The 16,515-nt window shown below is 57.4% G+C and carries 18 protein-coding genes, 6 tRNA genes and 2 riboswitches; of the genes, 19 read left to right on the top strand and 5 right to left on the bottom strand.

Annotation, left to right across the window (positions count from 1 at the left end; all coding sequences use genetic code 11):
- Nucleotides 1-728: 728 nt before the first annotated feature.
- From ybaK to QMG40_RS12965, 3 genes are all read right to left on the bottom strand, one after another.
- Nucleotides 729-1,229 carry a Cys-tRNA(Pro) deacylase gene (gene ybaK, locus QMG40_RS12975; protein ID WP_283531489.1) on the bottom strand — a complete coding sequence of 167 codons (501 nt, stop codon included), beginning with the start codon at nt 1,227-1,229 and terminating at the stop codon, nt 729-731.
- Between the two features lie 89 nt (nt 1,230-1,318).
- Nucleotides 1,319-1,777 carry a SufE family protein gene (locus tag QMG40_RS12970; protein WP_283531488.1) on the bottom strand — a complete coding sequence of 153 codons (459 nt, stop codon included), beginning with the start codon at nt 1,775-1,777 and terminating at the stop codon, nt 1,319-1,321.
- A gap of 114 nt (nt 1,778-1,891) precedes the next feature.
- The gene (locus QMG40_RS12965) at nt 1,892-2,812 is read right to left on the bottom strand and encodes a sulfurtransferase (RefSeq protein WP_283531487.1); all 921 of its coding nucleotides are present in this window, start codon (nt 2,810-2,812) and stop codon (nt 1,892-1,894) included.
- Between the two features lie 262 nt (nt 2,813-3,074).
- On the opposite strand from QMG40_RS12965, the gene zapE reads away from it, so the two are divergent.
- The gene (gene zapE / locus QMG40_RS12960) at nt 3,075-4,145 is read left to right on the top strand and encodes a cell division protein ZapE (protein ID WP_283531486.1); all 1,071 of its coding nucleotides are present in this window, start codon (nt 3,075-3,077) and stop codon (nt 4,143-4,145) included.
- Nucleotides 4,146-4,288: 143 nt separating this feature from the next.
- Here zapE and QMG40_RS12955 read toward each other — a convergent pair whose 3' ends face one another.
- Complete coding sequence (locus tag QMG40_RS12955; RefSeq protein WP_283531485.1) at nt 4,289-4,474, bottom strand: antitoxin; 186 nt, start codon at nt 4,472-4,474, stop codon at nt 4,289-4,291.
- A gap of 162 nt (nt 4,475-4,636) precedes the next feature.
- Nucleotides 4,637-4,698: riboswitch (guanidine-III (ykkC-III) riboswitch) on the top strand.
- Nucleotides 4,699-4,709: 11 nt separating this feature from the next.
- Here QMG40_RS12955 and QMG40_RS12950 point away from each other — a divergent pair.
- Nucleotides 4,710-5,024, top strand: a complete 315-nt coding sequence (locus tag QMG40_RS12950; RefSeq protein WP_283531484.1) for a DMT family transporter — start codon at nt 4,710-4,712, stop codon at nt 5,022-5,024.
- A 101-nt stretch (nt 5,025-5,125) separates the two neighbouring features.
- Here the strand turns inward: QMG40_RS12950 and QMG40_RS12945 are convergent.
- Nucleotides 5,126-5,200 (bottom strand) — tRNA-Val (locus tag QMG40_RS12945).
- 470 nt (nt 5,201-5,670) lie between these two features.
- Here QMG40_RS12945 and QMG40_RS12940 point away from each other — a divergent pair.
- From QMG40_RS12940 to QMG40_RS12860, 17 genes are all read left to right on the top strand, one after another.
- Nucleotides 5,671-5,743 (top strand) — tRNA-Gly (locus tag QMG40_RS12940).
- Between the two features lie 24 nt (nt 5,744-5,767).
- A tRNA-Cys gene (locus QMG40_RS12935) sits at nt 5,768-5,841 on the top strand.
- A 50-nt stretch (nt 5,842-5,891) separates the two neighbouring features.
- Nucleotides 5,892-5,963 (top strand) — tRNA-Val (locus QMG40_RS12930).
- 49 nt (nt 5,964-6,012) lie between these two features.
- A tRNA-Gly gene (locus tag QMG40_RS12925) sits at nt 6,013-6,085 on the top strand.
- 100 nt (nt 6,086-6,185) lie between these two features.
- Nucleotides 6,186-6,260, top strand: a tRNA-Val gene (locus QMG40_RS12920).
- Between the two features lie 158 nt (nt 6,261-6,418).
- Entirely contained in the window at nt 6,419-7,261 is an 843-nt protein-coding gene (locus QMG40_RS12915) for a cytochrome (RefSeq protein ID WP_283531483.1), read from the top strand.
- Between the two features lie 79 nt (nt 7,262-7,340).
- On the top strand, nt 7,341-7,904 hold the full coding sequence (gene def / locus QMG40_RS12910; RefSeq protein ID WP_283531482.1) for a peptide deformylase: 564 nt from the start codon (nt 7,341-7,343) through the stop codon (nt 7,902-7,904).
- A complete protein-coding gene (locus QMG40_RS12905; RefSeq protein WP_283531481.1) occupies nt 7,901-8,821 on the top strand; it encodes a methionyl-tRNA formyltransferase in 921 nt (306 codons plus the stop codon). The genes def and QMG40_RS12905 overlap by 4 nt, the downstream gene beginning before the upstream one ends.
- Complete coding sequence (locus tag QMG40_RS12900; RefSeq protein ID WP_283531480.1) at nt 8,818-10,389, top strand: RsmB/NOP family class I SAM-dependent RNA methyltransferase; 1,572 nt, start codon at nt 8,818-8,820, stop codon at nt 10,387-10,389. The genes QMG40_RS12905 and QMG40_RS12900 overlap by 4 nt, the downstream gene beginning before the upstream one ends.
- A 71-nt stretch (nt 10,390-10,460) precedes the next feature.
- Entirely contained in the window at nt 10,461-11,138 is a 678-nt protein-coding gene (gene rpe, locus QMG40_RS12895; protein ID WP_283531479.1) for a ribulose-phosphate 3-epimerase, read from the top strand.
- Nucleotides 11,139-11,289: 151 nt separating this feature from the next.
- A riboswitch (FMN riboswitch) is annotated at nt 11,290-11,434 on the top strand.
- A 125-nt stretch (nt 11,435-11,559) separates the two neighbouring features.
- A complete protein-coding gene (pnuC, locus tag QMG40_RS12890) occupies nt 11,560-12,300 on the top strand; it encodes a nicotinamide riboside transporter PnuC (protein WP_283531478.1) in 741 nt (246 codons plus the stop codon).
- A complete protein-coding gene (gene ribD / locus QMG40_RS12885) occupies nt 12,297-13,529 on the top strand; it encodes a bifunctional diaminohydroxyphosphoribosylaminopyrimidine deaminase/5-amino-6-(5-phosphoribosylamino)uracil reductase RibD (protein ID WP_283531477.1) in 1,233 nt (410 codons plus the stop codon). The genes pnuC and ribD overlap by 4 nt, the downstream gene beginning before the upstream one ends.
- Nucleotide 13,530: 1 nt before the next feature.
- Complete coding sequence (locus QMG40_RS12880) at nt 13,531-14,163, top strand: riboflavin synthase (RefSeq protein ID WP_283531476.1); 633 nt, start codon at nt 13,531-13,533, stop codon at nt 14,161-14,163.
- Nucleotides 14,160-14,837, top strand: coding sequence for a 3,4-dihydroxy-2-butanone-4-phosphate synthase (ribB, locus tag QMG40_RS12875; RefSeq protein ID WP_283531475.1), 678 nt, complete (start codon nt 14,160-14,162; stop codon nt 14,835-14,837). The genes QMG40_RS12880 and ribB overlap by 4 nt, the downstream gene beginning before the upstream one ends.
- Nucleotides 14,834-15,583: a GTP cyclohydrolase II gene (locus QMG40_RS12870; protein WP_283531474.1), complete on the top strand. Its 750-nt coding sequence runs from the start codon at nt 14,834-14,836 to the stop codon at nt 15,581-15,583. The genes ribB and QMG40_RS12870 overlap by 4 nt, the downstream gene beginning before the upstream one ends.
- The gene (gene ribH, locus QMG40_RS12865) at nt 15,580-16,068 is read left to right on the top strand and encodes a 6,7-dimethyl-8-ribityllumazine synthase (protein ID WP_283531473.1); all 489 of its coding nucleotides are present in this window, start codon (nt 15,580-15,582) and stop codon (nt 16,066-16,068) included. The genes QMG40_RS12870 and ribH overlap by 4 nt, the downstream gene beginning before the upstream one ends.
- A gap of 105 nt (nt 16,069-16,173) precedes the next feature.
- Nucleotides 16,174-16,437, top strand: a complete 264-nt coding sequence (locus tag QMG40_RS12860; RefSeq protein WP_283531472.1) for a phosphoribosyl-ATP diphosphatase — start codon at nt 16,174-16,176, stop codon at nt 16,435-16,437.
- Nucleotides 16,438-16,515: the final 78 nt, after the last annotated feature.

Raw genomic sequence — 16,515 nt, 5'->3', positions numbered from 1 at the left:
AACATCCCCATGCCGATCGAGACGTGCCGTTCCTGCTCACCCAAGAGCTGTTCGTACTCAAGAGCTTTACAAATTTACACAGCGGTATTGGTCAGTGCCCCTGACTGCAACAAATCGGCGTACTGCAATAATCGCAACAGGCTTGGATTCCACTCGAATTATAGAATACGATTTCTCTTTACGCATAGAAGCCGAGTGGTTATACATGATGCGGTTTTGCTCCGGTTTGCCATTGCACATCTGCAAAATGATTTATAGTGCAAATGGTGGCGAGATTGTTGTCCGCGGGCCCAATGTGAAAGACAACTGGACCGGGGGAATCGCATGCGACATCCATGTCCAATGCTGCGGCTGAGGTGGAACTTCAGGTTGGTTCCCGTTGCCGCCCCGATGCAGGCATATCTGCCGGTACCACCGAACCCATGACGAGGGCGCCGCTCGCCGCTGCAACGAATGTTGATGGACAGTATCCTCAAGAAACATATCAATTTCCGCCTAAGTGTGTGACAGGTGTTTGGACGCGGCCCGGCGTTGGTTGAGAAATGGGGAATATTATCAATCGGATTCGATTGGTCAATGCCAAATATCTTGGGACTGTTTCATTGAAAAGTTTCTTTCTACTGTGGGCAACCGTGCCTGTCCATACGATCGTAAAAAAACTTGCGGCCGTCCTGTCTGCTTTGATATCGCCGACCACGAATCGCACACGCGGGCTGGGGGCTGTTGGCTCAGGCGGGGTGGCCGATCTTCGCTGTTATAGCTTGTGTCAGCGTGATGAGGCACGTGGGTGAGAGTTCGACGTCGAAACCTCTGCGCCCGCCGGAAACATAAATGGTTGCGTACTGCAGTGCTGATTCATCCACTATGGCGGGGCTATGGTGGCGCTGGCCCAAGGGTGAGATACCGCCTAGGACATAGCCGCTTCGACGTTGGGCCGTGGCTGGATCGGCCATAGCGGCCTTCTTGTGACCCAGCGCTTGGGCGAGGGCTTTCAGGTCCAAGCTGCCATTTACGGGTACAACCGCCACCACAAGTCTGTCACCAACCTCCGCCATGAGTGTCTTAAAAACGCGCTCTGGTGCAACACCCATTAAGGTCGCGGCTTCGAGTCCGAAATTTGTATTCTCCGGATCATGGGTGTAACTGTGTGCAGTAAAAGGCACACCGGCGGCCGTTAAGGCGACAGTCGCGAGGGTGCCAGCGCTGGTTGAGGAGGTTTTCTTGGCCATAGGCCAATTATGCCAGCCGTGTACTCAGCATCCCGGACAAGGCGGTTGTGGGCGCAGATTTCCTGTGTTTGGTTCTCGGTGGTACGCGCCTAGAGGGCGGGTCGCACACCGTTGCGAATCTTGCGCTTGACTCGTCCCAACATGGCGGACATGCCGCGCATACGCAGCGGGGAGATGGCTCGGGTCAGACCAAGCTGTTCGGGCATGTCATCTGGAACAGCCAGGATCTGCTCGGCCGTCAACCCATCAAGGCCTTCGCACAGGACCGATGCAAAGCCACGAGTGGTGGGAGCTTCCGGGGGAGCTTGGAAGTACAAACGGATGACGTCGCCGTTGTCCGTTTTCTCCGATTCAACGGTAAGAAACAGTGGCGACTGGCATTCCACCACCTGTTCCAACAACTCGGGATGGTCGCGCAGGCGTTCCGGCAAAGCCGGAAGGGTTCGGGAGAATTCCAAAAGCAGCGTGAGGCGATCGCGTTCTTCCAATTCTTGGAAGTCTGTGACGATCTCGGCCAACGCTGGGGGAAGTGCTTGTGAAGTAGTCATCTACTAAAGCGTACGTTTCTTTTCTTGTGAGTGTGAAAAATCAATGACGATTCTCTGCCTTGGTACACCACGGTGTTGACCCGGTCACGAGCCAACACCATGGAACGCCACTGATTAGATCGCAGTTGGCAGTTCACCGCGCTCTTTACCGACGGCAATGGGAACGCGGACAGCATTGCCCCACTCGGTCCATGAACCGTCGTAGTTGCGCACGGTCTCAAAACCTAATAGGTACTTCAAAGCAAACCAAGTATGGCTGGAACGCTCGCCAATCCGGCAGTAGGCAACCACGTCATCCCCTGGCACAAGTCCTGCCTCACCTAGATAAAGGGCTTCGAGCTCCTCGCGGCTTCGGTAGGTGCCATCCTCTGCGGCCGCACGTGACCACGGGATGGACGCTGCTGTAGGGATATGGCCACCGCGCAGTGTTCCTTCCTGGGGGTAGGCAGGCATGTGAGTGCGTTCCCCGGTGTATTCCTCGGTTGACCGAACATCTATCAAAGGCTTGCCCAGGTGCGCCAGAACGTCATCCTTGTAGGCGCGAATGGGAGCGTCGTTGCGCTCTACAACTGGGTAGCCTGCGGACGGGGTGACTGCCGTGGCGTCGGTAGTCAGTTCACGGCCCTCGGCAATCCACTTATCGCGACCGCCGTCGAGCAGGCGAACGTCTTCGTGGCCAAACAAGCTGAAAACCCAGAGAGCGTAAGCCGCCCACCAGTTGGAGTTATCGCCGTAGACAACAACTGTTGTGTCGCGGGAGATTCCCTTAGCAGCGGCGAGCACAGCGAAAGCCTTGCCATCGATGTAGTCGCGGGTAACGTCGTCGTTCAGGTCAGTGTGCCAGTCAATCTTGACGGCGCCGGGGATGTGCCCGGTCTCGTACAGGAGTACATCCTCGTCGGATTCAACCACAACAAGGCTGCCGTCCTGCGTGGCGGCACTGGCCATGGCATTGGCAAGCCACTCGGTAGATACTAGGCGTTCCGGGTGGGCATAGCTTGCGAACTTCTCGTTTGATTCAACTGCAACAGGCATGGTGCCCCTTCTTATAAACTGCTCACGCCGGCGCCGTCCCAGAAAATTCCGGAACCGTTCCGTGGCCATGAGGTACTAAATAGTGTGCCACTGCGAACATGCGTGCAGCAGCTATTGATCTTTCTAACCGTAACCAGTTAGCGCGCTGTTTACTTCCCCTGCGTTAACGAAACGCAATATGTGGTGGGTATTCTTGTAGGCATGAGCCGTGGCCCGTGCACAGCATGTCGGCTGAAATTTTTTTTGATGATCGGAATCGTCCTTGGTACAAGTTGAACAACTTTCCACCCGCCGTCCAGCAGTTTCGGTGGAGGAACTGCTGAAGGGGTTCGTCCCGTCACCGAGATTTGGTGAGGTTTCCTTTGACACTTACCGCCCGGATCCAGCGCAACCTTCGCAAACACAAGCCGTGACTTTGTTGAAGGAGTTCGCCGCGGGTGCCGCAGTGAAGCCAGCCACGGGCCTTCGTAAACTCTTTGGCGTCAAGCCCAAGGCCGCTGGCGCCAACGGGGCGGGAAAGCGCGCAGGTATTTACCTTGACGGAGGCTTTGGGGTCGGTAAGACGCACCTTTTGTCTTCGCTTTGGCATGAGGTTCAAGGTCCAAAGGCTATTGGCACCTTTGTGGAGTACACCAACCTTGTCGGAGCCCTTTCTTTCCGCAAAACAGTAGAGGCACTGAGTGAATACAAGCTTGTCTGTATTGACGAGTTTGAGCTTGATGATCCGGGGGACACCGTGTTGATGTCGCGGCTGATGCGTGAATTGGCCGACGCCGGTGTGAAGTTGGCGGCAACTTCCAACACCCTGCCGGGTTCTCTAGGCGACGGACGTTTTGCTGCCGTTGATTTCCAGCGCGAGATTCAGGTGCTGGCGGATCAGTTCGAAATATTGCATATTGATGGCGAGGACTTCCGCCACCGGGGACTGCCTACCCCACCGGAGCCCGTCCCGAATAGCGACCTGGACGCACACATGCGCCGTGACTTTGACGGTCAAAGTGTGGCTCTTGATGACTTTGGCACACTCATTGACCATCTAGCGGGGGTGCACCCGTCAAGGTATAGGCAAATGCTTGAAGGGATCGACGCCGTGGTGTGGCGCAACGTCCACACCATCACCGAGCAGTCGGTGGCCTTGCGTTTTGTGGTGCTCGCGGACCGGCTCTATGACAAGGATGTGCCAATCCTGGCCAGCGGGGCACGCTTGGATCAGCTGTTCACCCCCGAAATGATGACAGGCGGGTACCAGAAGAAGTACTTCCGCGCCGTTTCACGTTTGACGGCCTTGGCCCGGGAAGCACAGGAAGCCAGCGCCCCGCAGTCTGTTTCCTAGCATGACTGCCATCTCTGAGGTTGCCTGCTCCGTGCAGAGTAACTGTTCGCAAGCAACTGTCTCTTAAAATAAAAAGCGCCGGTCTCGTCTCTCGACGGAACCGGCGCCTTCCTTGACGCCACGTAAAGGGCGAAGAGCCTAGGTTATTTATCTGATCCGTCTACGTAGTCGGATGCAGCCCTCTGAGCCGTGTCCACGTGATCTTTGAACTTGTCGCCGGTCTTACTGTCGACAAAGTCGCCAGTTTTCTCAACGCCGTCCTTAGTAGCATCCTCGTGGCCACTGATCAGACCATCAGCTTTGCCCTTCATATCGTCAAAAATAGACAATCGGCACCTCCTTCGCTCTAAGGGGCCATTGGCGCCCCAAGTCGTTCCATTTTAGTGTGCTACAACACTTTGTCAAAGCTTTATCCGCTGAGTGAGCTGTGATGCTAGCCAATGGCCGCGTGTTCAGATAGTGGTGCTCGCGCGGGAGTGTGTGTCAAAATAGGGTCGCCAGATGGCACCCGGACGAGGTGCGCCGTACCCGGCCAGCGACAAGACGGCGTCAAGGAGATGTTCCATGGCGTGGCTGATTTTAATCTTCTCTGGAGTATTGGAAGCGGTTTGGGCAACCGCCCTTGGGAAGAGCGAAGGCTTTTCCAAACTTGGCCCCAGCATTATTTTTATACTCTCGCTGGTCGCCAGCATGGCTGGTTTGGCATGGGCCATGCGGACTCTGCCGGTGGGCACCTCATATGCCGTGTGGGTAGGTGTTGGTGCAACCTTGACAGTGGCATATGCCATGTTCACTGGAGCTGAGGCGGTCTCAGTTATCAAGGTCCTGCTTCTGTTGGGGCTGGTGGGATGCATCGTGGGTTTGAAACTCGCGCACTAGTGTTCTTGCCCGTGTGGCACGTTGCGTATTTTGATTCCAGTTTTGTGGCACGAAAAAGCCCCTCAGACCAGCGTTTGTGCTGGTCAGAGGGGCTTTTCTTTTGGTGGGCGATACTGGGTTCGAACCAGTGACCTCTCCGGTGTGAACGGAACGCGCTACCACTGCGCCAATCGCCCAAAGTCAACAGCCTGGTCCAACAGGTCCAACATGTTCGAGCAAGTGGTTCCTTCGTTGTTCCTCGTGCGTTCAAAACAATAGCCCAATCTTTCTCGTGCTCATAATCTTGCTCACTGCCCTTCGTGGCAACACGTAACTAAGCCAGATTCAGTGCCAGCGAGTCTCAGCCTGGGGAGTTCTGTTGTTAATAGTGTGAGTAGCATCTCACTGGGTTTTCTGGATCCTGGAACGTAAATAGAGCGCAAAGTGGGGCGGAAAGGGCAAAGTTGTGCCATTGAATGACAGGCTTGTAATTCGAGTATCTTGCAAAAAACGCCGTTAATTCAAGGATCTGGATACTTGGATAGTTGAATTGTGTTTGCCAGGGGGTTCCCGATTTGGTGTTTGGGAAAGGGCTCAGGTAATGTTTTCACCGCAGCAACACGGACTACCGAAGCGGAAACGCAAACGGTGCGAAAATGTTGGTTTTGCGGTTGTAGCTCAGCTGGTAGAGCACCACCTTGCCAAGGTGGATGTCGCGAGTTCGAATCTCGTCAACCGCTCGCATGACACCGTTCAGTTTTCACGGTGGGGTGGCCGAGAGGCGAGGCAACGGCCTGCAAAGCCGTGTACACGGGTTCGAATCCCGTTCCCACCTCCATTTTGGCTGAACCAAAAGTATTTTGCTGTATAGTTCAGCGGGATGCATTTGGGCGATTGGCGCAGCGGTAGCGCGCTTCCCTGACACGGAAGAGGTCACTGGTTCGATCCCAGTATCGCCCACGAATGAACATGTTCATTCACCCAGTGAAAATTGGGATGAAAGATAAGTGCGGTCGTAGCTCAGCTGGTAGAGCACCACCTTGCCAAGGTGGATGTCGCGAGTTCGAATCTCGTCGACCGCTCGGAATAAACACAAAACTGCCGGAACCCTAGGGTTCCGGCAGTTTTGTGTAATCTGGGTTGTTATCTGCGGACCCAGCGTGTGGGGCAGCGAACAAACTTGGGCGATTGGCGCAGCGGTAGCGCGCTTCCCTGACACGGAAGAGGTCACTGGTTCGATCCCAGTATCGCCCACCACAATTTAGAATTCCGCGGGCCTCCTCGATTTTCGCGGGTGGCACACCACCGGCGAAAATCGAGAACACCCTCCGAGCGTTGAGTTTCCCGGTGAGGTTTATCCACAGCATTGGCACGGGGTGCGGGACAGTGTGGGGTGCTCATGGAATAGTAGAAGCATGAGCTCACCAGCATTGGCACACAGCACAGAATTGGGGCGTATGTACGCCCGTTCCCTGCAGGACCCACCCAAGGTCCCCTCCATCACCACGGTTATTGGTCAGCAGTCCACCTCCCTTGACGGGTGGATCGGTTACATGGCTGCCACAGCGGTAGCGAAGCACCCGGATTTAGGCACAGCCGTAGGCAATCCCGGACAATTACGCACTGTGGTCCGTGACAGTTCAAATGCAGCTGAACAATTCCGCGATGCCGCCGCGGCCCGCGGAGATCGGGTGCACAACTATTGCGAGCAAGTGGCGTTGCGGGCCCTTGACCGCCCGCATCAGGTGGCTGAGGCGCTTGCAGCTCTGGGTGAAAATGGCGAAGAAAACTTTGCACTACGTTTTGATGCGTGGTGGGAGGACTACGAAGTTAAACCGTTGGCTCCTGAAATTACTGTGTGGAATGAAACCGTAGGCTACGCCGGCACTCTTGATCTGGTGGCCACAATTGGCGGGAAATTGTGCATCATTGACTACAAAACAAAAGGCACTGACCGCAATGGCCAGGTCAAGAGTCTCGATGCAAAGGTTGTTATGCAGCTGGTGGCAGGGATGAAAGCGGAGGAATCCATCATCGACGAGGCTGCCGGCACTTGGGAAGCATGGAAGTACTCTGCGGATCCCATCCTGTTGGGTGTTGCCATTGGCGAGACGGAGGTTCGCACACTCCGCGCCAACCCTGAGGTTCTGAAGGCACATTGGTTTAAGTTCGCCTCATTGCGACGCGTGTGGCAAACCTCATTGGATGCTGCGGCCGCCGGTGAGCCTTTGCTCGATATTGCGCCACCTGGGTGCTAACAGCCAACTAGACTGGAGAGACTAGCCGCTTTCCGGACCAGACTCGGTTCGTATCAATTCCAAAGTGAGGTGCCCTCCCATGGCCATCCTGAGCATTCGCATCATTGGCGATCCTGTCCTAAGGACAAGCACCGAAGAAGTGAGCACCTTCGGCCCTGAGCTGGAGAAACTCATAGAGGATATGCGCCAGACAATGATCGATGTTCGCGGGGCAGGCCTAGCGGCACCACAGATCGGTGTGAACAAGCGGATCTTCACCTACTCCGTGGACGGAGAAGAGGGCTATGTGATCAACCCCGTTCTTGTTGCCAGTGATGACATGGCACCGGCGGAACCCGAAGGCTGTTTGTCGGTGCCCGGTTTAGGCTTCACGGTTACCCGACACCGCTGGGTAAGAGTGACCGGCGTTGATATGTATGGCCAACCGATCGACCTGGAAGCCACAGGTACCTTGGCTAAGTGCTTCCAGCATGAATGCGATCACCTTGACGGCAAACTTTATGTTGACAGGTTGGAAGGTGAGGACCGTAAAGAAGCCCTCCGCGCTATCCGTATGGCCAACTACCATGAGGTGACTGCGCAAACCATTGCCAGCCGTGCACGCACAGTGGGCTCATCGTTTGGTGCAGGCGCCGCCGAATGAGAGTACTTTTTGCAGGGACACCAGCCGTAGCGTTGCCCTCCCTTGAAGCGTTGCGCAGTGCTGGGCATGAGATCGTTGCCGTGTTGACCCGCCCGGATGCCCCGCTTGGCCGCAAACGGGTCATGACGCCGTCGGCCGTTGCCTCCCGAGCAGCAGAGCTGGGACTGCCCGTCATCAAGGCGGACAAGATCGACGCCGAGGCTGCCGCCGCCATCGCAGCGACCGCACCCGAGGTGGCGGCGATTGTTGCCTACGGTGCACTGATTCCGGAACATGCGCTTGTTATCCCAGTGCACGGCTGGATCAATCTCCACTTCTCCCTGCTCCCTGCCTGGCGCGGGGCGGCGCCCGTACAGCACTCTGTTATCAACGGCGATGAGGTGACCGGTGCCTCTACTTTCCTGCTAGAAAAGGGTCTAGACACCGGGCCCATTTATGGCGCTATGACTGAAGCCATCAAACCCACAGATACCAGCGCCGCGCTGTTGGAGCGGCTCTCCCATAGCGGTGCCATGCTGCTGGCGCAGACCATGGACGGGATTGCGGCCGGAGTACTTTGTGGTGTGGAACAACAGGGCGAAATTTCGTTGGCGCCTAAACTGACGCTTGAAGATGGCCATGTGGTGTGGGGCGATCCTGCTTTAGCCATCAGCCGTCGAATCCGTGGTGTCACTACCGAGCCTGGTGCATGGACCATGATGTCCGGCCAGCGCTTCAAGGTGGGCCCGGTGCTGCTGTGTCCGGAGGTCACAGACTTGACTCCGGCACAGTTACGGATTGAAGCCAAGTGTGTGCTTGTCGGCACCGGATCGCATGCTGTGGAGCTTGTGGATGTACAGCCTGCGGGGAAAAAACTTATGAAAGCAACCGACTGGGCCCGAGGCCTGGCCAACAAGGAAGATGTGGTGTTTGAATGACCAGCGAGCAAGGCGGACGTTCGAGCCACCGCAACAACAGTTCGGGGCAGGGCAGCCAATCAGGCTCCGGCGGTGTCAAACGTAGAGATGACGCTGGGCGAGAACGCAACCGCAGTACCACCCGCAACCGAACAGAAACGGCACCCGGTCAGCGCACACGCGTTGCCGATTCTGCCCGACTGGTGGCTTTTGAAGTGTTGCGCGCTGTCTCTGCGGACGATGCCTATGCGAACCTGGTACTGCCAACGCGTATCCGCCGCCACGGTCTTGATCGCCGGGATGCCGGTTTCGCCACCGAACTAACTTACGGCGCATTGCGAGCGCAGGGCACGTATGACGCCATCCTTGCGACGTGTGTTGACCGTCCGCTGAGCGAATTGGACCCGGCGATTTTGGATGCTCTGCGCATTGGCACCCACCAGCTGATGGCCATGCGGGTACCCACACACGCGGCTCTGGATGAGACAGTGGGCTTGGCGCGCGCCGTCATTGGCGCAGGCCCATCCGGTTTGGTTAATGCTGTCCTGCGCAAGGTTGCGGCCAAGGAGTTGCCCGAATGGTTGACCGAGCTCACCAAGGGCCTCAGCGATGATGTGAAGATCGCCTCGATTGAACATTCCCACCCCGAATGGATTGTCCGGGCCATGCGACAAGCGCTCGTGGCACACGGTCGCGACGTTTCTGAGATCACCGCCTTGCTGGAGGCTGATAATGCGGCCCCCGTTGTGAACCTCGTTGCGCTGCCAGGTCTGGGAGACCTGTCCGAGGCCTTTGACGCAGGTTTCACACCAGGGGAACTCGTAGTAGATTCCGCGCTGTCATCCGGCGGGGATCTCAGCCGTCTGGACAGCGTTCGGGATGGTTCTGTCCGCGTCCAAGACGCCGGCTCGCAGCTGGTGGCCCGGGCGCTGGCAGCTGTTCAGATCACTTCCGAGCTGGGCGGTGGCGAGGAACGGTGGCTTGACATGTGCGCCGGACCGGGCGGAAAAGCAGCTTTGTTAGCAGCCCTGGCTGGTCAGAAAGATGCCTGGATCCTTGCCAATGAACCGTCTGTGCACCGGGCCAAACTGGTCTCCCAAGCACTCGAAGCAGTGCCGCAGGATAGCTGGACTATGCGCACTGGTGATGGACGCGACATTGGGAAGGAACACCCGGAGGCATTCGATCGAATCCTCGTTGATGCGCCCTGCACAGGCCTGGGTGCGCTGCGTCGCCGACCCGAATCGCGCTGGCGTCGCAAGCTCTCCGATGTCACCGAGCTTGGTCCGCTCCAGCGCGAGCTGCTAAATTCCGCACTGGCGGCCGTCAAGCCTGGGGGAGTTGTCGCCTACGTGACCTGTTCCCCCCACGTGGCTGAGACTATCGCCGTCGTTGAGGATGCTATGCGCAAACGCGATGATCTTGAACTTCTCGACGCCGGTGCCGCCCTTGACGCTGTCAGCTTGGGAGGCAACCTGGGCGCAGGGAATTCAAGCTCACCACTGCCGTCGCATCAAAAGATGGCCCAACTATGGCCACACATCCACCAAAGCGATGCCATGTTCCTGGCATTAATCCGTAAAAACTAATCCGCCGGAAACAGCCTGATTGATGTCAGTGCTGCCAGCACCAGTGCCTACCCAGAAGATGAGGTTCTTTCGTGAGCAGCCGTTCGCTGAAATGTTGCATCAACCCCAGCATCCTGTCCGCCGACTTCGTTAACCTCCAAGCTGAATTGGCCAGGATCTCCAATGCGGACGCGGTTCATGTGGACGTCATGGACAATCATTTTGTCCCGAATCTAACCATCGGGCTGCCCGTGGTTGAGCGGATCCAGCAGATCAGCACTGTTCCTCTTGATGCGCATCTGATGATTTCCGAGGTTGACCGGTGGGCGCCGCTGTATGCGGATGCTGGTCTAGATTCAGTGACTTTTCACGTGGAAGCCTCAGCTGCACCCATTAAGCTGGCTCGCGAACTGCGGGCCAGGGGAGCTAAAGCTGGCATGGCGCTGCGCCCGGCAACTCCAGTTGAACCGTACCTGGACATGCTGAGCGAGCTGGACATGCTGCTGATCATGACAGTTGAGCCAGGATTTGGTGGGCAAGCCTTTTTGGAGCTGACATTGCCAAAGATCCGCCGCGCCCGGGCAGCTGTGGAAGGCAGCTCCATCAACGTAGCCATCCAAGTTGATGGGGGCATCACTGAAGAGACGATCACCCGTGCTGCTGAAGCTGGAGCGAACATTTTCGTGGCAGGTTCGGCAGTCTACGGGCAGCCCTCACCCGCTGAAGCCATCGACTCTCTGCGGGCCAAGGGACAACTCGCTTTTGGCTAGCTCTTGGAGCTAGCGCGGAGCCCATAGTTTTTTGCGAACAGACGGGCACCGTCAACACTTATCACCAAGGCCTTGCACCTGTGGCAAGGAGGCACAGAAAAGTGCCATAATGGTTATAGATGTCCACACTTGTGGGTATTTAAAGAAAAATTACGTGCTCCGGGGTCGGTGTAATTCCGAACCGGCGGTTATAGTCCGCGACCCGTGCGCCGCAAGCTGGCAACAGTAAGCAGTGCACGGTTGATCTGGTGAAATTCCGGAACCGACAGTTAAAGTCTGGATGGGAGAAGCACGAACAGTTTTGGCCGTCAGGTCAGGGGTTTGTTGGTAGCTTTTTCAAAGCTGCCACAGTCCCTTACCCTGTATGCCAAACTGCGCGTTACCCCCGGAGCCATCGCGGTCTCGAAAGGGCAAGGTAACGATGGACTTTCTGCGATGGCTCTTTGACGCCAAACTTGAATTCGCCGGCGGCGGTTTCCTGCTGTGGCGTGAAGTCATAGGCAATCTTTTTGGGCTCGCCAGCGCCCTCGGCGGTATGCGCCGTAAAATCTGGGCATGGCCAGTGGGCATTGTCGGCAACGTCCTACTCTTCACTGTCTTCATGGGGTCAGTCTTTGGCTCCCCAGACCACGTGAATCTTTTGGGCCAGGCAGGCCGGCAAATCATGTTCATCGCCGTCTCCGTTTATGGCTGGCGCCGCTGGCAACAAAGCAAGGACATGAAGAATGACGCCGGAGCTCACGTTGGCGAAGCCGTCGAGCCCCGCTGGGCCGGAACGCGCGTGCGATGGATACTCGTTGGCACCATGATCGCAGGAACCGCAATCCTGACCCCCATCTTCAAAGCCATGGGCTCCTATGAGCCTGTTTGGGCGGACGCATGGATCTTTATGGGTTCGCTACTGGCCACTTACGGGATGGCCAAGGGCTGGGTAGAGTTTTGGCTCATCTGGGTGGTTGTGGACCTCGTGGGTGTGCCACTGCTTTTCAGTGCCGGCTACTACGCCTCAGCTTTCATGTACATCTTCTACGGTGCATTCACCCTGACCGGATTCTTCGTATGGTGGAGAGTGCGGCATAACAGTGATGCACAAGCTCGCAAAGTATCAGTTGACACAACCTTCCCAGACATCACTGTGGGCACCAGAGAGGCCAAACCATGAACTTCAGTAATTTGAACCGCGGTTCCTTCAGCCAGGATCCCCACATCACAGAGCCGGAGCACTTCACCGGTGCCGAAATTCTCGGCATGGAAACGGCTCTCTCGGCTGCACGGCAGGGCGTACGTGGCGCGAATCCGCTAGTGGGAGCGGTGATTATTGACGCTGATGGGACCTTCTTAGCGATTGGCCACCACCGTGGCGCGGGCACTGCGCACGCCGAAACAGATGTGATTAACCGGCTTCTGGGCACTGGCGTGAAACGGGACTTGTCAGCAGCTACGCTCATCGTTACGCTCGAACCCTGCAATCATGTTGGCCTCACCGGACCATGCTCCCAAGCAATCCTGGACGCCGGTATTGGCAATGTGGTTTTTGCTCTCCGAGACCCCCACCAGCCCGCATCCGGCGGCGCCGATGTGCTCCATAAGGAAGGCATCAACGTCCGAATGGGCCTGATGGCTGCGGAAGCCGAAGATCTCAACCGGCAATGGTTCGTGGCTGTGCGTCAAAACCGCCCCTTTATTACTGCCAGGTTGGCGCAGACGGTCGATGGGCGAATCGCTGCCATTGATGGCACCAGCCAGTGGATCACTTCACAGGAATCACGCCAAGATTCGCACGAGCTGCGGGCCAGGGTAGATGCCATCGTTGTGGGCACCGAAACGGTGATCGCAGATAACCCGCGGCTAACCGCCCGAGCAGCCGACGACACTGATGCGGCCAAACAGCCGCTGCGTGTTGTCATGGGAATGCGCGAGGTGCCGGAAGATGCCGCTGTCCGGGGCCGAGCAACAGCATCAGCTGATTCCGCATCGCGGGTCAGCACTCACCAGAAAACTAGTGCCGAGCTGAAAGCCGGAGACAATCTCAAAACCGGCCCCGACTTCTTGGGCCACGAAGGTTTCCTGGCCCTGCACACCCACGATCCTGCCGCCGTGGTCCGTGAACTACAGGAGCGCGGGGTTGGTCACCTCATGATCGAAGGCGGTGCCAAAATTAACGCGGCCTTCTTAGCTCGCGGACTCGTGGACGAGCTCATCGTGTACCTCGCTCCGACCCTGTTGGGCTCGGGCATACCCGCACTATCTGATCTGGGCATCGGCACCCTCGGGGAGGCCCAGCGCTGGGAATGGGATGCCACCACCACCGGTCCCGTCCAAGTGCTTGGCCCCGACTTGAAATTGACGCTGATGCCAGCCAAAGCGGCTGCCAGCGATGAAGGAATGTGAGATGTTTACAGGAATTATTGAAGGCCGCGGCATAGTTCTCACGCTGGAGCAACGACCAGAATCAGACAGTGCAGTGCTTGTTATTGAAGCAGGAGAGGCATTGGCCGGCTTGGATCTTGGCGGCTCGATTGCCATCAACGGGGTATGTCTAACAGCCGTGCAGCTTGGCCCTGGCACGGTTGAAGTTGATGTGATGGGGGAGACCCTGCTGCGCACCACAACGGGGCGGTTGCGAAGCGGCGAACGGGTGAATCTTGAGCGCTGCGTGATTGCCGGTGGGCGTCTGGATGGGCATGTTGTCCAGGGCCATGTTGATGGAGTAGGCGCGCTGCTAGAGCGGGAGAGTCTTGGCAAGTGGGATAGATTGCGCTTTTCGGTGCCGCGGGAGCTCTCCCAGTACATCGCAGAAAAAGGCTCCATTGCCATCGACGGTGTTTCGCTCACTGTGACCGCCGTCAGCCCCGCCAGCGTGTTCGAGCAATGGTTTGAGGTGGGCCTTATCCCGGTGACATTGGCTAACACCGGATTAGGAGAGAAAACGGTGGGCGGCACGGTTAATCTGGAAGTGGATGTGCTGGCTAAGTATGCCCAGCGCCTGCTTGAATTCAGCATGTTCAAGGGAGCAACATCATGAGTGAGGCAACAAATCCGGTAACTCTCTTGGACCCGGTGGCGTTGGCAATCGCGGCCATCGCGCGTGGCGAAGCTGTGCTGGTGGTTGATGACGAAGACCGTGAAAACGAAGGCGACATTATTTTTGCCGCTCAGCACAGCACACCCGCACTGATGGGCTGGACCATTCGGCACAGCTCTGGTGTCATCTGCGTGCCGATGGACACTGCCCACGCTGACCGTTTGGCCCTGCCGCCCATGGTGCGCAACAACCAGGACGCCAAGGGCACCGCATACACCGTCAGTTGTGACGCGGCCGCGGGGGTCTCCACGGGGATTAGCGCCACTGACAGGTCGCTGACCGCCACCGTGTTGGCCAATCCAACTGCCATGCACGACGCCGTCACCCGGCCCGGGCACATGTTCCCCCTTCGCGCCGTTGCTGGGGGAGTGCGCCAGCGGCCAGGACATACTGAAGCTGCTGTTGAGTTGTGCCGGCTGGCAGACTGCGAAACGGTAGCCATCATTGCCGAGGTTGTTGATGACGGTGGAGAGATGGTCAGACTCACCGGACTGCGTGAATTTGCCAACCAGAATAACCTTATTTTGATCTCGATCGCCGATCTGGTGGTGTTCCTAGCGCTTGCTGGTGCTGCCGAACCCGGTGCGGATGCCGTGCAAGGAAGCCTGACGTGAGTAACGAGCAAGCGCCCGCGGCTCAGTCACTGGTGAGCGGTGGGCCGGTAGTGGCACTGCCCACCCGGTTTGGGACCTTCGCCGCGCAAGCATGGGTGGATGGGGAAACCGGTGCCGAACACCTGAGTCTTAGCGCACCGGGTGACTTAGCCATCGTGCCATTCGCCAGCATGCCATTCGACAGCGCACACTTGGCCAGCGCACCCTTGGCCAGCTCGCAAGGTGAGGTTTTGACGCAGAACTTAGGTGAGCGCGTCGTACCTCTTGTGCGGTTGCATTCGGAATGTCTCACAGGTGATGTTTTTGGTTCCTACCGTTGCGATTGTGGTGAACAACTGGACTACGCAATGGAGCTGATTCACCGGCGCGGCGGCACACTTGTGTACCTGCGTGGTCATGAGGGGCGGGGGATTGGGTTGGCGAACAAAATGCGCGCCTACAGTCTCCAGGAAGCAGGCGCGGACACGGTGGAAGCCAATGAACAGCTGGGACTGCCCGTCGATGGTCGTGATTACGGCGCCGCGGCAGGGATCTTGCATGCATTGGGGCTGGTACGTATTGACTTACTGAGCAATAACCCGCTCAAACACGAGGATCTAACTCGACGCGGCATTGAGGTGGTGCACGTGGTACCCACGCAAGTCCCTGCCCGTGCCGAGAACCTGCGCTACCTGCAAACCAAACGGGATCGCATGCATCATGCGCTCTCCATCAGCAACCCCACGACGGAAGGACTCGCCACATGAGCGGCCACGGAGCACCCAGCATTGCCTTTAACTCTGAGGAAAAAGCACACACAGGATCCCTGCGTTTGGCCATTGTAGCGGCCAGCTGGCACACCGAAATTATGTCTGGGTTGGTGGCCGGTGCCTTGCGTGGAGCATCGGATGCGGGCATAGCGAACCCCACGCTTGTGCGAGTGCCGGGAAGTTTTGAGCTTCCCGTAGCTGTTGCCCGGCTGGCAGCTAAGTTTGACGCCGTGGTGGCGTTGGGTGTTGTTATCCGCGGCGGCACACCGCATTTTGAGTACGTCTGCCAGGCGGCGACCATGGGCCTGAGCGAGGTGAGCGTTCGCACGGGCGTCCCTGTTGGCTTCGGCGTCCTCACCTGCGACACCGAAGAGCAGGGTCTTGCCCGCGCCGGATTACCCGGTTCGGTTGAGGATAAAGGACATGAGGCAGTAACAGCCGCCTTGGCCACAGCAGTGACACTGGCTCAACTCGGTGTCTAGCTCCCGTTGTGCGCTGAAGGTTAGCCGCAGAGTTTTTGCTCACATGCTGGACACACTCCGTCTGAGAAACTGCGAAGAGAGTTTGAACCAAGTAGGGTGTAAGCCGTGAAGACCTTCGAATCCCTTTTTGATGAGCTCAGTGCGAAAGCCGCAGCCCGGCCCGCTGGCTCCCGTACCGTAGCTGAACTTGAGTCTGGCATTCACGGTATCGGCAAGAAAGTGGTTGAGGAAGCTGCTGAGGTGTGGATGGCCGCCGAATATGAGTCGGATGAAGCCTGCGCCGAAGAGATTTCCCAGCTGTTCTACCACCTGCAGGTCATGATGATCGCCAAGGGTTTGAGTCTTCAGGACGTTTACAAGCATCTCTAGCCACCTGCCGTGGCTGCTCGCTCGTCCCTGAAATGGCATTGAGTCCAATGCTGAAAACCTGTTTTTGATCTGATCTGA

The sequence above is a fragment of the Arthrobacter antibioticus genome (genome assembly GCF_030063205.1).
Lineage (GTDB): Bacteria > Actinomycetota > Actinomycetes > Actinomycetales > Micrococcaceae > Specibacter.
This window is presented reverse-complemented; position numbering and strand designations above follow the sequence as displayed.

Bases quoted from the DNA above. Each gene is read 5' to 3' on its own strand.
- QMG40_RS12950 (WP_283531484.1), top strand. From the start codon at position 4,710: ATGGCGTGGCTGATTTTAATCTTCTCTGGAGTATTGGAAGCGGTTTGG.
- QMG40_RS12880 (WP_283531476.1), top strand. From the start codon at position 13,531: ATGTTTACAGGAATTATTGAAGGCCGCGGCATAGTTCTCACGCTGGAG.
- ybaK (WP_283531489.1), bottom strand. From the start codon at position 1,229: ATGGCCAAGAAAACCTCCTCAACCAGCGCTGGCACCCTCGCGACTGTC.
- QMG40_RS12965 (WP_283531487.1), bottom strand. From the start codon at position 2,812: ATGCCTGTTGCAGTTGAATCAAACGAGAAGTTCGCAAGCTATGCCCAC.
- pnuC (WP_283531478.1), top strand. From the start codon at position 11,560: ATGGACTTTCTGCGATGGCTCTTTGACGCCAAACTTGAATTCGCCGGC.
- QMG40_RS12970 (WP_283531488.1), bottom strand. From the start codon at position 1,777: ATGACTACTTCACAAGCACTTCCCCCAGCGTTGGCCGAGATCGTCACA.
- ribB (WP_283531475.1), top strand. From the start codon at position 14,160: ATGAGTGAGGCAACAAATCCGGTAACTCTCTTGGACCCGGTGGCGTTG.
- ribH (WP_283531473.1), top strand. From the start codon at position 15,580: ATGAGCGGCCACGGAGCACCCAGCATTGCCTTTAACTCTGAGGAAAAA.
- QMG40_RS12900 (WP_283531480.1), top strand. From the start codon at position 8,818: ATGACCAGCGAGCAAGGCGGACGTTCGAGCCACCGCAACAACAGTTCG.
- QMG40_RS12915 (WP_283531483.1), top strand. From the start codon at position 6,419: ATGAGCTCACCAGCATTGGCACACAGCACAGAATTGGGGCGTATGTAC.
- ribD (WP_283531477.1), top strand. From the start codon at position 12,297: ATGAACTTCAGTAATTTGAACCGCGGTTCCTTCAGCCAGGATCCCCAC.
- QMG40_RS12905 (WP_283531481.1), top strand. From the start codon at position 7,901: ATGAGAGTACTTTTTGCAGGGACACCAGCCGTAGCGTTGCCCTCCCTT.
- def (WP_283531482.1), top strand. From the start codon at position 7,341: ATGGCCATCCTGAGCATTCGCATCATTGGCGATCCTGTCCTAAGGACA.